We start from the raw sequence: 13,627 nt of genomic DNA, 5'->3' as shown, positions 1-13,627 counted from the left end.
ACGATATTAAAATATATCAGCACATGGCACAGGGAAAAGTTAAAATGTACAATGGTGAAAAAGGTTATGGATTCATCACTCCGGATGAAACATCAGAAGATTTATTTGTCCACGTTACCGGACTTCTGGTACGCGATCTCAAACCGGGAGACGTTGTTGAATACGATACCGAAGAAGGGAAAAAGGGTTTGATGGCTGTAAATGTTAAAAAACTCTGATTGATGAAGGGCTGATTTTCAGGCAAAAGTTATCGTCTGAAAATATGTCTTTGATAGTTTGCTTTAATAATTGGCGTTTGTGATTGTTTCCCCTTCACATAAAATTGGGATTGTTGATCAATTTACGCACCCCAGACGATGAACTCATCACTCATTTGTAAAGGGGGCTAGAAGTTTTTGAAAGTGAAAATACGGTACCTGTATTGGGAGTATATTTTATGGTCTGTACATGGTAAGATATTTTTTTAATCCCAATCTCGCCTGATGGATGTGTGTCTTGACGGTTCCTACAGGAATATCCAGCTGTTCGGCAATTTCTTCATATTTATACCCTTCGAAGTGCAACTGAAATGGAATGCTATATTCCGGTTTTATCGAGTCCATGGCTTTTGATATATCTTCCATGGCAAATGTGGTGGTTGAAGTATTCACTGTGGCACTCGTTTTCAGCTGGGCACTACTGATTTCATCATCAGTGGTAATCAACTCTTTCTTTTTGGTGTTTTTCCGGAAATCATTGATAAATGTATTTTTCATGATCACATAAAGCCATCCTTTGAGGTTTGTTCCTTCATCAAACTTTTCAGCAAACCTCATGCCCTTGATCAGGGTTTCCTGCATCAAATCTTTCGCATCGTCTTCATCATTTGTAAACTTAAGGGCGTGGGAAAGCAGGAATTCAGAGTGTTTACTAAGTATTAAGGTAAATTCGGTCTGGTTCATAGGTGGAGATTGATTTTTATTCCCCAACGATTAATTATAGAAAAGGTTTTAAATCAGGCGAAAAATATTCAGCTTGCGCGTATACCCGTTGAATATAAGCCCGGCCGTCATTATCGCTATTCCGTCTGGTTGTATTTTTTGCTAATAAAATTTGATCCCTCTTGTTTGATTACTAAAAATATTAGCATAAATTTGTGTTGTATAAGGCAAGGACATTTATGATCAGGGCATTTGAGAAAAGAGCAGAGCAGAAGATTTCGGGGTTTCAGTCACCGGCGGCAGATTATTTGGAAGGCAGACTTGATATTGCCGGCAGGCTGGTTGTTGATCCCCATTCTACCTTTTATTTTCAGATGAAAGGTGAGGCCATGTCCTCGGTGAGCATTCATGATGGAGATATTCTGATCATCGATCGAAGCCTGTCCCCGAAAAATGGTGCTACTGTTATCGCTTTTATAGACGGGAATTTTTCCTGCCGGATCTATCAGGTGATAAACAGTATCCCCCAACTTAAAAACGATACCGGAACAATCTACCAGACCGAAATGGATACCCTTCAGATATGGGGAGTGGTGACCTCGGTCTGCCGGAATGTATTGCCCAAATCTTTAAAAACCGGAAAGTACCGCCATGTTTGCGCTCTGTGACTGCAATAACTTTTATGCCTCGGCAGAACGGCTGTTTCGTCCGGAACTTACAGGCAAACCCATTGTTGTATTGAGCAACAATGATGGATGTGTCATTGCCAGGAGCGAGGAAGCAAAAGCATTTGGCATTAAGATGGGGGATCCGGAATTTCTGGTCAGGGACCTGATCAAAAAATACCACATACATGTTTTTTCCAGCAATTATGTGCTTTACGGGGATATGAGCGAACGTGTGATGAATCAGCTTGGCCGCTGGTTTCCCCGGCTGGATGTTTACAGCATTGATGAGGCCTTTGGCTGGCTGGGTGGTATCAGGAACCTGGAAAGCTATGCGCCAAAAATCAGAAATGCGGTGATCCAGAATACCGGTATCCCGGTTTCAATTGGCGTTGCGCCTACAAAGACGCTTGCCAAGCTGGCCAATAAGCTTGCTAAAAAACACAATGGGGTATTGGTACTTGATACTGATGAGAAGATTTCGGACGCGGTCAGGGATTTTCCTGTCCACGATCTCTGGGGCGTTGGCAGGCAATACTATAAAAAGTTCGAAGCACTGAAGATAGAAACGGTGGCCCAGCTGAGGGAGATGCCCGAAATGTGGTTCAAGCAGAATATGACCATCATGGGCCAGCGCATGTACAATGAGCTATGGGGGAGACCTGCCATTCCGCTGGACGAAATCCGCGAAACCACCAAAGGCATTACCGTAAGCCGCTCTTTCCGGAACTATATCGAAAGCCCGGAGATTCTGGCTGAGGCGCTTGCGCTATATGCGAGCAGACTGGCTGAGAAGCTTCTTGCCCAGAAGTTGCGCTGCGTGTACCTTCAGGTGTTTTTATATACCAATAAAAACCGGGAGGACCATCCGCAGCATTTTCCCAGTCATACCCACAAGCTGTTGATCGCCAGTAACAGTACCACTGATCTGGTGGGTATTGCGGTGAAAGTGTCCCAAAAACTTTTCAGATATGGGATCAAGTACAGAAAGGCCGGGGTCATTGCTACAGGACTCATTCCTGAAAGCGAACTGCAGCTTAATATGTTTTCTGATCATGATGGAGGAAAGAAAGATACGGTATCTGCTGTGCTTGACCGGCTGAACCTGGCCTATGGAAGGGGAACGCTGAGAATGGCGACTGAAGGGTATGAAAAAAAGTGGCGACTTAAACATGAATACCTATCCAAGCGTTACACCACCCGATGGAGTGATATTATACAAGTTATTTAAGATAAGAAGACAAGTTATGTGCGGAAGAACACTGATAGGGGAGAGTAGGGCCATGGCGGCAAAGGCAGGTCTTATCCTTGGCGGGGAAGCTAAAGAAAAGGACACCAACCGGCCTCCGGGCACGGATATGCCTGTAATATTGGATGCCCGTCCGGGCAAACTTCATTATGTCAAATGGGGACTTATTCCCTCATTTTCGGTTGAAACGCCCAAATTTGCTACCACTTATTGCCGCATTGAAACCATGCACGCTTTACCGACCTATAAAAACCTGATCGGACGGCGTCATTGTGTTTTTGTGGTGGAAGGGTTTTATGAATGGGACAGGAGCAGTACCCAGAAGCAGCCCTATTTTTTTGAACGCAGAGACGAGGCACTCATGCTGATTGCGGGTTTTTGGGACAGTTGGAAAGATCCAAAGACTGGTATCGTGATCCCGTCCTGTACCATGATCATGCAACCGGCCAATGAATTTATGTCCAAGATTCATGACCGCATGCCCTGCATCCTTTCCCAGGCAGAAAGCGCGATCTGGCTGGACCGTGAGCTGCCTTCCAGGGAACGGTTAACTGTACTGCATCCGGTTAATAATGATTTGCTGAAAGGCTGGCAGGTGGATAAAAAGATCAATAACGCCCGCAATAAAGATGAGGACAACAATAAGCCTTCGGGTCCTGACCTGACGCTTTTCAATTAACTTGAAGGGCTGGACGTCTGGATAGTCTTTATGATATGCTGGAAGTCTGAAATAACAGCTTAGCGATCAGCTGTTTTAGAATGTATTAATCATCTTTTGACGTATGTTGTTAACTATATTTGATTGATTCTTACGCTTCACCTGCTTCTGTTTTCGCTATGGCAGTTCTGATTCTGCTCAGGGTCTCGAGTCTCATCCCCAAAAAGGATGCAATGTATTTTAGTGGTACCCTATTGAGCAGGTGAGGGTAAATATGCCGAAACCGATCGTAGCGCTTGGCCGCTGTGAGCAGCTTGGCTATATATGCCCGCTCAGAAGCGCCCCTGAAATAGATTTCGGTCATCTTCCTTCCTACATAGTTGGCGATCGGGAAATGATTGTACAAATACCTGGACATGGAATGCGGCACCGCTATGGCGAGCACAGGTTCAATGCTTTCAATGTATTCCTCGGAATCCACTTCTTGCCATAGGTTTCGGATACTGCCGGCCAGTTGGAAATCTGCAGCAATCCAGGTAGTGATTTTATGATTCCCTGCTTTAATATATCCATGTACAGCGCCTCTGATGATCGGAAATATGTACCGGTTGCGTTTAAGCGGAGAGGCAATGTGTTTGCCCTTGGAAAGGATACCGGGAATGTCTCTTTGTTGATTATCTGCTCAATCTCCGGATTGAGCTCATGATAAGACTGAAAGACTGCAATCAGTGGTGATCTGCCCCCAAAGTCGTTCCATTTTGCTTCTCCGTATTCGTTCTGTAAATTCATCTGCGTTTACTTATAGGATTTCTGCTATACCTTAGATCTGGATTTTATACACAATTCTCCCGGGAGTTTTGTTTGACCAGGATATAATGTTGTGGATTATCTTCACTTATACTGCATTTTAAATACCAATATGTTGCTGACATTCCGGATTTTTAGGGTTTCTGGAAATCTTAACTTGAGCAAGTTAACATGCATTAATTGGCCTGCAGGGGCAAAGTAAAACGGAAAGTGCTTCCTTCGCCTAATTTGCTTTCTACCCAGATCTTTCCGCCATGGCGTTGTATGATTTCGCTACAGAGAAATAGACCGAGTCCAAGCCCTTGCGTACCGCTTTCCTGCATGCGGTAGAACCGGGAAAAAATCAGCTCAAATTTATCCTCTGGTATACCTGGTCCCTGGTCACGGACACTGATGATGACCTGGTTATCATTCACTTCGAGAGAGATCTCCACAAGCTTTGATGAAGGTGAGTACCGGATCGCGTTGGTCAACAGATTTACAAGTACCTGTTCGATCCTTTGCGCATCGAGCATGATGCTCAACGCATCAATATCGGTGCGGAATTTGAACTCATGCTCGGGATGGACATGTACCATGAGCTCAATACTGTCTTCGATGATGCGTTTGATATTGTTGGCTTCGGTCGTCAGCAGTAGCTTTCCGGCTTGTATCTTTGTGATATCCAATAAGTCATCGATCAGGGCCGTTATTTTTTTTACCTGCTGGGCAGCTCTGCTAATGATGTGCTTAGACTTCTGGTCTCCGCTTGTTTTTTCAAGGATTTGTAGATAGCCGTTTAAACTGGTCAGCGGCGTTTTCAGCTCATGACTTGCTAATCCTATGAATTCGTTTTGTCTCTCACTGAGCGTTTTCACCTGCTCATAAAGGCGTGCTTTTTCCTGCTGTAATAAGATCTGCTCGCTGATATTCCTTGCAATCTTTGATGCCCCGATGATTTTTCCATCTTCAGCAACGACCGGGGAAACGGTCACTGAAATAGGAATCAGTGTGCCGGATTTGGTTAATCTGACGGTTTCGAAATGATCTACTTTTTGACCTGCTTTGATCTGTGAAATGATAAAGGTTTCTTCCTCAAGGCGATCGGGTGGAATGATGAGCGAAATATGCTTACCAATAGCTTCAGCTTCCGGGTAGCCAAACATTTTCTCGGCCGCGGGATTCCAGCTCATAATAGTGCCATCGAGCGTTTTGCTGATAATCGTATCATCAGAATTCGCTACAATTGCCGCTAAAATGGCATTTCTTTCGTTCAATAAAGCTTTTATCATAGGTTGATGGGCCCAAAGTTAAAAAGAATATTCATAATAGTTGTAAAGCATTTGTGCGCTGTAAGTTCATCATCTTTATAGATGATCACAACGGATTTGCCTGACGTGACCTTTTATTAGGTGTAACACACTTTTTGCCATACAGCTACAGTGAACAAGCGAGAGAGAAATACTATAATTTTGCCAAATCGTAAAATGATGAAATAGATGTGTTTGTCAAAATCTGATATAGGTATCTTTTTGATAAGAGAACAATGCTTGATTTCAAATTCATATCCAGGAATATCAGTATGGCGCTATTATTGATTGAAAAGCCAATCAATTATTCAGCGAACGGATATAGAGAAATATTGATGATAAATGTCAAATAAACGATTTTCTGTAGTTTTAAACAGTCGTATTTTAATAGTAAGTGTAAATTTTACACTATATTTGATCCATGAATCTAAATAAAAACGTCTCGCTAAACATCATGGGTATTAGTGCCCTGGATATCAGAATGATAGAATTAATCGCCCAGGGATTAACCTATAACGAAATTAGTGCTGAATTGAATGTTATTCCATCCAAGGCGGAGAGCATACGTAAAAAGCTGATCGCAAAAACCCATACCAGAAATGCCGCTTCGTTGATATCCTTCGCTTACAGATTTGGATTGCTGAAAACATAAAAAAGCATTTATCCCTGGAACAAGAAAACGCTATTCGTTTTTCTTTCTCCAAAATCACCTGGATCTTAACTTAAATTAGCAAAAATTAAGATATCATTTTCTCCTATAGACTTTGATTTCAGAATCGGGTTATTTAGCTCCTAATCGCAATGTCTCGATGACTCGCTGTTTAATTGAATATCCCTTCTGCTCGATGCCTCATCTCATATTGCTGAACTTTCCTGTAACAAATTTTAATTGCCAAAACAAAACCTTATGAAAATTGATTCTATTTTCATAGCTGGAGGTAATGAGAAAAAAAATAGATTTATTGGAAGATGACGAGGGGATCAGGGATGTTATAACCATGATTCTTTCTGACGAAAATTATGAGGTGCGTAGTTTCAGTAACATCACAGAGTTTATGAACAGGGATACCTTTCATTATCCTGATCTTTTTTTATTGGATGTTATGCTCCCAGATGGCAAAGGAATGGAGGTATGTGCGATGCTGAAAACAAATGATAATACCAGATCGACGCCAATAGTCATGATGAGTGCCAATTATGATGAGCTGCAGATCAAAAGATCATGTGAAGCAAATGCTTTTGTATCCAAACCTTTCGAGATAGACTTCCTGCTGAAGAAAATCGGCGCTATGATCCAAAACTAAACTTAGATAATTATTTTGTTTCCAATAAACACATGATTGCAGATATTGATTACCAGAATTTATTTCTTAAAGATCTCGACTTAAGCCTTGCGCTAGAAATCGGCCTTCGAACGATCATCATGTTTACTTTTGTTCTGGTCTTTCTTCGCTCTTCTGGCAAGAAGGGGGTAAGGCAGTTGAGTATTTTTGAAGTAGCAATTATTATCTCACTAGGTTCTGCTGCAGGGGATCCTATGCTGAGCAGTGAATCAGCCATATTTCCATCCCTCCTGGTTTTTATCATTATATTGGTCATTTATCGCCTGATCACCTATCTGGCAGCGAAGAACCAGGGAATTGAAGATATACTGGAAGGGAAGGCCACCTATATCATTGAAGACGGTATGTTCACCTTGCAGGAAGAAGGAGATGCAAATTTTGCGCAAGATGAATTTTTTGCCGAGATGAGAACCCAAAGTATCGAACATGTAGGTCAGGTACGCGCTGCTGTGTTAGAGTCGAATGGTCAGGTCAGTTTTTTGTTTTATACCAAAGAAGAAAAAAAGAAAGGTATGCCCGTTTTTCCAAAACCATTTTCGAAACGTTCTGTTGTTGTATCTGAAAACGGAGATTATGCCTGTACGCACTGCGCAAATGTTGAACAATTATCGGCTCCGGCGAAATGTACAAGATGCGGTAAAGATGAATGGGTGCTGGCAATTGATACTTTGAGGACAGCATAACTAAAATGATATATTTAAATGGCGGTAAGCGGGCCAGGATTGCTTTTTTTGAGCATTCCAAAAACAGCACATTGGATTGGATTTCTGTGAAACCGTTCTATAGCTAAATATTGGAGGAAAGTAAACTTTGAAAAAATTCAGCTTCTGGCAGTTCTTTTTAATTTTTGTTAGCTGTAAAGATTACCCAATGACATTGTTTTCCCTTCGCTATTTGGTATTTTGATTATTTCTTGGGCCACCAGGCGATTGTTTACCATTCCAATACAAAACTGAACGACTTCAAATCTGTTATAGACAATTCTGTTATCCTGATTATGAAAGCGGATCTTTTGACCATTCTGATCTTTGATTATCCCGCAGCCTGACAGGCTATTGTAGGATAAAATGATTCCCAAGCGCTTCATATCAGCATGTAGATTTATATTTTAAGTGAGAATACCTAACTTGAATGAGCAGGCTATTAAGGCGGCAGTGTTTCTACTATTTAACTTTCGAAGCATACTTATTCGTATTGAATCCACTGTTCGCTTACTGGAAAATACTTTTTCTCCTATTTCCTTATTTGTTAATCCTTCAGCAATCATGTTCAAGATCATTAGTTCCCTTTGATTAAAAACGATTACTGAAGGTGCGGAAAAAGGAATGTGATGCATGTTTAAATGTACCCAATATCTTCCGGTATACATTTTTTAAAACAAAAGAGAGTATAAATACCAAAATGTTGTTTTAGAGTGGCTCCAGTACCAGTTTGATAGTACAAGCTGTCAAAACCCTAAGCAAGTAAATATAAGGCGAGATCCTAAGAGGATATGGAATGGATTTAATTATATTATTATTGAATATTAAGACTCAATAAGCTTGAATAAATTGTTTAGCTTTATAAAAGTTCAGCAGAATATTATTTTATCTTCCTGCTTCATGAGAAGACCTGCATGTTCCTTACCATATCATGGCAAAGCAGTGTCATTGTTTTAGAATTGACTAATGATGAGCAAGAAAGAGTATGAGTGGGATGGAGAGGTTGATATTAAGGATCTTCTTGACCGATCAGAAAGCCTTATACAATCCTCCAATCGGATCATTTCCAATATGGAAATGCAGGTTCAGCAGTGTAGATTTCTGATTGGAGCACTTACTTCAAAAATAAAGCGCAACCAGGGTTTATAAGCTAAACTAGCGCAAGAATTTTTCTTTTGGTATCTTAAGAATTCCACTGGAAATACCTTGATGTTCATGTATCGGCCGGGTTTCTGAAAATCTTTATTTGTTTAAATCAGGGAGCAAAATCTCACATCAATACTGTTAGCACATTCGACTGGGCTAGAATAAAGAAAAAAGTTACTGGATTCCTGATCTGGTCAACCTAAGCATGGGATCAGTGATCTGTCATGATCATTCAGTTAATCCCGGGAATATTATAGTGATAAAAGTCTAATATTTACGCCGGTTTTTAAATCGTTAAGATGCCAGTCGAAATCTCCGCACTGATATATAAAACGGTTATATTTCCGGTCGATAATGCATATCAACTTCTCGGTGGTTTGGGAATGAATGCGTTGCTTGATCCCATCTGAAATATGAATGAATTCCCGCTTGAATTATCCGCAGGAAGATTGGTAAATAAAGAAGTGCATCTGCAAATATTAAAAAAATTGCAGGCAGGAAAGATGCGTATCTTACACGATCAGGTACGGTTTTTTATTTGTGAAAATACGTGAATAGATAATGGTATTTTGTAAAAAAAAACGGTTTTTATTTTGGCAGCTCAAACCAAAAGTTCGTACCGGTGAGCGGATCACTGCTCACCCCGATTTTTCCAAGATGCTTGCGGACAATGTTTGCACTGATGAACAAGCCGAGGCCTAAACCTGAAGCGCTGTTCTGGTTATCTGTCGCCTGATAATAACGGTCAAAAAGAAGCGGTATTTTATCTTCAGGTATTCCCGGGCCTTTATCGATAACCGAAACCCGGATGCTTTCCCGCTTATTTTCAATGTTGACTTTGATCTTGCTGGATTTAGGGGCGTATTTGATGGCATTGCCGATCAGGTTGGTTAATACACGCCCTATTCTTTCCGAGTCTGCCCTAAGCATACTATTTTTGTGTCCCAGTAACTCAATGGATTGAGTGGGCAACGCTTCAAACTGATCTATCACTTCCTCCGCCAAAAAGTAGATGTCAAAATTTTCTTTTCTTAGCGAGAGCTGCTCTTCATAATTTTTCCCGGCATTCAACAGGTCGTCAATAATTGCGGTGATCCTGTTGATTCCCTTATTGGCCTGAAGGATCAGCGATTTAACACGCTCTGAAGCACCGTCCTGACTACGGTCGAGAAGTTGTAGTGAAGCTTTAAGACTGGTAACGGGTGTTTTGAGCTCGTGACTGGCAATACTGATGAAGTCATCTTTGTGCCGCTCTATCAGTTTGTCTTTGGTGATATCATTGATCACGCCAATCACCCTGACGACCTGACCGGAATCATCCCTTTCGGGCGTACCTTTAATGTTCAGCCATTGAAGTTGTCCGTCCTTTCGCAGTACCCGGGCCTGTACATCCAGACCATCAGTTTGGGCGATTTTTTGTAAAGCGCTTTTAAAGCCTTCCAGATCACGCTCTGACAGGTGAGGGTAGTAATCTTCCAAAAACCATTTTTTCTTATTGGAATCATAACCAAAGAGCTGGTCGTGATCAGGTGAGCGGAATACTTCACCCGATTTGATATCAAGTTCCCATATGGCCGTTCCTGAATATTTTAATGCAACATTTAACCGCTTTTGGCTATTTTCAAAATGTTTCAGTCCGGTGATGTCGTCGAGCACGGTAAAGCCGAAGGTTTCACCCTCATCGTTGTATAAAATCGTAGTCACATCAACCCATACTATTTCCCGGTCTTTCCGGTAAAGACAGGCTTTAAGTTTAAAGTGCGGTACCTGTTTAGCCCATAATTCTTCCTGCAGATGATGCCAGTGGTCTATATATTCTTCGCAGGCGTGATCCAGAATTCTTGTGCCCAGAATTTCTTCAGCTGTATAACCGAGCAGCTCACAGAGTGCTTCATTAACCTTTAAAATGGTGAGATCTGAGTTTATGATCTTTGTGGCAACGCTGCTGAGTTCAAATATACTGTTGAACTTTGCATCACACTCCCTAAAACGTTGCTCGAAGCCATGCTTTTCACTATCTTTTTTCATATTTTATGCTACTGCATTCTTAACATTTTTTATGCATAAGTGTTTGAGCTGAGACCGGGCCAAAACAAAAATACATCGCGATTGATTTAATATACATGTCAGCATTTACTGTTATTGCAATCGGCTCATCAGCAGGGGGGCTCGAGCCACTACAAAATATACTAAGTCAGTTAGTTCATCCCTTAAATGCTGCAATTGTTTTGATCCATCATATTCCAAAAGGCAATAACAGTAACCTTGCATTGATTCTTCAAAGGGTAACAGATATACCGGTTATAAAAGTTGTTGAGGATACAAAGGTAGAAAAGGGGAAAATCTATGCACTGGGTATAGGCAAAATCATGACGGTTATAAACGGTACACTGATGTTGAGAGAGAGGTCAGAAGAGGAAAACATCAATAGGGGAATCGATGAGCTTTTTATAAGTCTTGCCAGGGACGTAGGGCATCACGCGATAGGCGTGATCCTTTCCGGAGCAGGTCTGGATGGTTTGCAAGGTGCGTTGGCAATAGAAGATCAGCAAGGTCTGATCATTGTCCAGGATCCGGATACCGCCCAGTTCGGATTAATGCCGGGATCACTTGTTGCAAACGACCATCCGGACTATGTACTGTCCCCAAAAGATATTGCAACAAAACTTCTGGAAAAAACAGCTTTGGTGAATTAGCATTTCATTTTGCGGGATCCGGGGATGCGCTCCCTATATCATTATAGCTAAGACCTGATATTTTTTTGCTGATATTTTATAGCTTTACGTGCAAGCGAAATACTGTTCCTTCGCCTAAGCTGCTTTCGACTTCGATCTTGCCGCCCGATGCCTCGATAATTTCTTTGACCAGGTACAATCCGATGCCGGAGCCCTCTCCGGACCTTGATATCCTTTCATATTTTTTGAAAATATTGCCCAGTTCAGCCTCAGGAATTCCCATGCCGTTATCTGAAACCTGTATCACCATATAATCATCCTTTTCGTAGGTTTTAATGTGGATTTCAGGTGTTCGTGCTTTTGAGCGGTATTTAATAGAATTATTTACCAGGTTATATACTGCGCTTCTCAGCTTTCGGCGGACAAACTTGATTTCTGAATGTCCTATTTCGCTTTTGATGACTGCTTTGGACTCTTTGATCTGTGGGGCCAGAGTAAGCCTTACATCCTCAATAATATGCTCGAAATCCAAAAGTTCTTCAACAGGTTTGTACCGGTGTTCGTTTTCACGGGCATCAGTGAGATCATGGATAATGTGCTGCATCTTGATCAGACTGTTTTCCACTTTTTCAAGCAATACAGGGAATCGCTGCATGCCTTTTTCAGGCAACTGCTTGAGCATTTCAATGGTTAACCCCAGACTGGTCAATGGCGTCTTGATATCATGGGAGATGGTATCGAGCAAAAGTTCATGCTCTGCAATGAGTTTCTCCTGCTCCTTCAGATCACGTATCCGCATGGTGATTTCGACGAAAGTGACGATTACCCCGTTGGTTTTTTTATTCTTTTGGACGATATAAGGCAGGATATTCATCTGGTACCACCTTAAATCGGTGGTTTGTATTTCCTTTTCCAGCACCTCTCCGGAATCAATTACGTGCTGAATATTTTCCATAATGGTAGGAAAACGGAAATTTTCATGGATTTCGGTGAGTGGCCTGCCCACATCGGTAAGCTGAAGGCTGAATTGACGCATCGCCGGTGGCGTGAACTTTCGCAGAATCAAATGTGCATCGATAAAAAGCTGGGGAATGATGGTGTTCCGAAAATAGTTTTCCAGTTCCTCATTAAGCTCAATTAATGAACTAATCTGTTCGTTTTTGTTGTTCATCGATTTCCGCCGCGTTGGTCAGGTATTAGGGCCGTGCAAGATATGGAATATCTTCAGCTATTTTATTGTAAGTTACAACTGCTGTGAGTAAACTACATTGGAATACCACGATGGCAAGACATATCTAAAGCGTGAAAGTAAAGATTAGCTATTTTGGAGATTTCGCGAGGAGTGATCTTAAAAAACTCAGGTTTATTTAGACTAATAGGCTTGGAGAATTAAGTATTAAAAATCAGGCTTGAAACTTATGTTTCTACGCATAAAAGTAATTATTCGCGCCTGCTCTCTACCGTGTACACAAAAACTGTCGGCTTTATAGTAACCCAGATTATATTCAATAGGCCGTTCTTCGATATCGTAAACAAAACGCTTTCGAAACAGGATAGGGGAATCAACATTCGTTTCTAATTTTGCGTCAATAAATTCATCTGCCAGTAAAGCACTGATTTCTTCTTTTGAATCATGGCAACAATTCCATGTGATTTTACGACCATTTCGTATAGTGGCGCCTTATAATCTTCATCGCCCGTAAGGCCAACTACCGGGTGGAAATAAGATTCGAAATAAACAAATGGCCCTTCCGGTCTGCCCCGGAGCCGAACTTGTTTAAGTATTTTTTTATCTTCTTTGATTCCAAAGAAACTGGCAATCCGCTTTTCGGGCAGCACCCAGCTTACATGGAGCTCAAAATTTTTGCCCGGAATACCTCTGGCGCTCATTTCCTGAGAAAAATTCATCCAGTTTTTCGACTTGGAACTTAGTGATTTTGATTCCACCACTCTGGTGCCGACACCTTTCTTGCGGATCAACAGCCCATCGTAAAACAGTTTATTGATAGACTGCCTCAATGTTGTACGCAAGATATTCAGTTCTTTTAACAGTTCTACCTTGTTTGGTAACAGTTTACCATCAATATATCCAGCAGATTCAATCAGTTTCCTGAGCAATGCTTCTGCCTGGACCTTTTTGATCAGATGTCAATACAAAGCCCCTGCTTTTCAGA

At 41.5% G+C, this 13,627-nt stretch carries 17 protein-coding genes; 9 read left to right on the top strand and 8 right to left on the bottom strand.

Annotated elements, in window-relative coordinates; translation table 11 throughout:
* Window positions 1-23 precede the first annotated feature (23 nt).
* Window positions 24-218: a cold-shock protein gene (locus ACZZZK_RS03315; protein ID WP_265801540.1), complete on the top strand. Its 195-nt coding sequence runs from the start codon at window positions 24-26 to the stop codon at window positions 216-218.
* Window positions 219-434: 216 nt separating this feature from the next.
* On the opposite strand, the gene ACZZZK_RS03310 is transcribed toward ACZZZK_RS03315, so the two are convergent.
* The gene (locus ACZZZK_RS03310) at window positions 435-941 is read right to left on the bottom strand and encodes an RNA polymerase sigma factor (protein WP_463482855.1); all 507 of its coding nucleotides are present in this window, start codon (window positions 939-941) and stop codon (window positions 435-437) included.
* 218 nt (window positions 942-1,159) lie between these two features.
* Between ACZZZK_RS03310 and ACZZZK_RS03305 the strand changes: the two genes are divergently transcribed.
* The 3 genes from ACZZZK_RS03305 to ACZZZK_RS03295 are packed head-to-tail and all read left to right on the top strand — an operon-like array spanning window position 1,160 to window position 3,513.
* Window positions 1,160-1,588, top strand: coding sequence for a LexA family protein (locus ACZZZK_RS03305; protein WP_463482854.1), 429 nt, complete (start codon window positions 1,160-1,162; stop codon window positions 1,586-1,588).
* Window positions 1,572-2,816: a Y-family DNA polymerase gene (locus tag ACZZZK_RS03300; protein ID WP_463482853.1), complete on the top strand. Its 1,245-nt coding sequence runs from the start codon at window positions 1,572-1,574 to the stop codon at window positions 2,814-2,816. Before ACZZZK_RS03305 ends, ACZZZK_RS03300 begins: the two co-directional genes overlap by 17 nt.
* Window positions 2,758-3,513: an SOS response-associated peptidase gene (locus tag ACZZZK_RS03295; RefSeq protein ID WP_463482852.1), complete on the top strand. Its 756-nt coding sequence runs from the start codon at window positions 2,758-2,760 to the stop codon at window positions 3,511-3,513. The genes ACZZZK_RS03300 and ACZZZK_RS03295 overlap by 59 nt, the downstream gene beginning before the upstream one ends.
* A 411-nt stretch (window positions 3,514-3,924) precedes the next feature.
* Here the strand turns inward: ACZZZK_RS03295 and ACZZZK_RS03290 are convergent, their stop codons facing one another.
* Window positions 3,925-4,281: a hypothetical protein gene (locus tag ACZZZK_RS03290; RefSeq protein ID WP_463482851.1), complete on the bottom strand. Its 357-nt coding sequence runs from the start codon at window positions 4,279-4,281 to the stop codon at window positions 3,925-3,927.
* Window positions 4,282-4,475: 194 nt separating this feature from the next.
* Window positions 4,476-5,570 (bottom strand): PAS domain-containing sensor histidine kinase, encoded by a 1,095-nt coding sequence (locus tag ACZZZK_RS03285; RefSeq protein ID WP_463482850.1) that lies wholly within the window; start codon window positions 5,568-5,570, stop codon window positions 4,476-4,478.
* Window positions 5,571-6,009: 439 nt separating this feature from the next.
* Here ACZZZK_RS03285 and ACZZZK_RS03280 point away from each other — a divergent pair, with 439 nt between their 5' ends.
* From ACZZZK_RS03280 to ACZZZK_RS03270, 3 genes are all read left to right on the top strand, one after another.
* On the top strand, window positions 6,010-6,240 hold the full coding sequence (locus tag ACZZZK_RS03280; protein ID WP_463482849.1) for a helix-turn-helix transcriptional regulator: 231 nt from the start codon (window positions 6,010-6,012) through the stop codon (window positions 6,238-6,240).
* A gap of 289 nt (window positions 6,241-6,529) precedes the next feature.
* On the top strand, window positions 6,530-6,892 hold the full coding sequence (locus tag ACZZZK_RS03275) for a response regulator transcription factor (RefSeq protein WP_463482848.1): 363 nt from the start codon (window positions 6,530-6,532) through the stop codon (window positions 6,890-6,892).
* A gap of 32 nt (window positions 6,893-6,924) precedes the next feature.
* On the top strand, window positions 6,925-7,614 hold the full coding sequence (locus ACZZZK_RS03270; protein ID WP_463482847.1) for a DUF421 domain-containing protein: 690 nt from the start codon (window positions 6,925-6,927) through the stop codon (window positions 7,612-7,614).
* A 425-nt stretch (window positions 7,615-8,039) separates the two neighbouring features.
* On the opposite strand, the gene ACZZZK_RS03265 is transcribed toward ACZZZK_RS03270, so the two are convergent.
* Window positions 8,040-8,210: a LuxR C-terminal-related transcriptional regulator gene (locus ACZZZK_RS03265; protein ID WP_463486273.1), complete on the bottom strand. Its 171-nt coding sequence runs from the start codon at window positions 8,208-8,210 to the stop codon at window positions 8,040-8,042.
* Between the two features lie 388 nt (window positions 8,211-8,598).
* Here ACZZZK_RS03265 and ACZZZK_RS03260 point away from each other — a divergent pair, with 388 nt between their 5' ends.
* The gene (locus tag ACZZZK_RS03260; protein ID WP_463482846.1) at window positions 8,599-8,781 is read left to right on the top strand and encodes a hypothetical protein; all 183 of its coding nucleotides are present in this window, start codon (window positions 8,599-8,601) and stop codon (window positions 8,779-8,781) included.
* Between the two features lie 585 nt (window positions 8,782-9,366).
* Here the strand turns inward: ACZZZK_RS03260 and ACZZZK_RS03255 are convergent.
* Window positions 9,367-10,806, bottom strand: coding sequence for a sensor histidine kinase (locus ACZZZK_RS03255; RefSeq protein ID WP_463482845.1), 1,440 nt, complete (start codon window positions 10,804-10,806; stop codon window positions 9,367-9,369).
* 95 nt (window positions 10,807-10,901) lie between these two features.
* Here ACZZZK_RS03255 and ACZZZK_RS03250 point away from each other — a divergent pair, with 95 nt between their 5' ends.
* Window positions 10,902-11,474 (top strand): chemotaxis protein CheB, encoded by a 573-nt coding sequence (locus ACZZZK_RS03250; RefSeq protein WP_463482844.1) that lies wholly within the window; start codon window positions 10,902-10,904, stop codon window positions 11,472-11,474.
* 76 nt (window positions 11,475-11,550) lie between these two features.
* Here ACZZZK_RS03250 and ACZZZK_RS03245 read toward each other — a convergent pair whose 3' ends face one another.
* From ACZZZK_RS03245 to ACZZZK_RS03235, 3 genes are all read right to left on the bottom strand, one after another.
* Window positions 11,551-12,624 (bottom strand): sensor histidine kinase, encoded by a 1,074-nt coding sequence (locus tag ACZZZK_RS03245; RefSeq protein WP_463482843.1) that lies wholly within the window; start codon window positions 12,622-12,624, stop codon window positions 11,551-11,553.
* Between the two features lie 225 nt (window positions 12,625-12,849).
* On the bottom strand, window positions 12,850-13,044 hold the full coding sequence (locus tag ACZZZK_RS03240) for a UTRA domain-containing protein (RefSeq protein WP_463486272.1): 195 nt from the start codon (window positions 13,042-13,044) through the stop codon (window positions 12,850-12,852).
* Window positions 13,029-13,595 (bottom strand): GntR family transcriptional regulator, encoded by a 567-nt coding sequence (locus ACZZZK_RS03235; RefSeq protein WP_463486271.1) that lies wholly within the window; start codon window positions 13,593-13,595, stop codon window positions 13,029-13,031. Before ACZZZK_RS03235 ends, ACZZZK_RS03240 begins: the two co-directional genes overlap by 16 nt.
* Window positions 13,596-13,627 lie beyond the last annotated feature (32 nt).

Source organism: Pedobacter sp. AC163 (assembly GCF_979258665.1).
The sequence above is the reverse complement of the archived record's forward strand: the minus strand, read 5'-3'. Positions and strand labels throughout refer to the sequence as shown.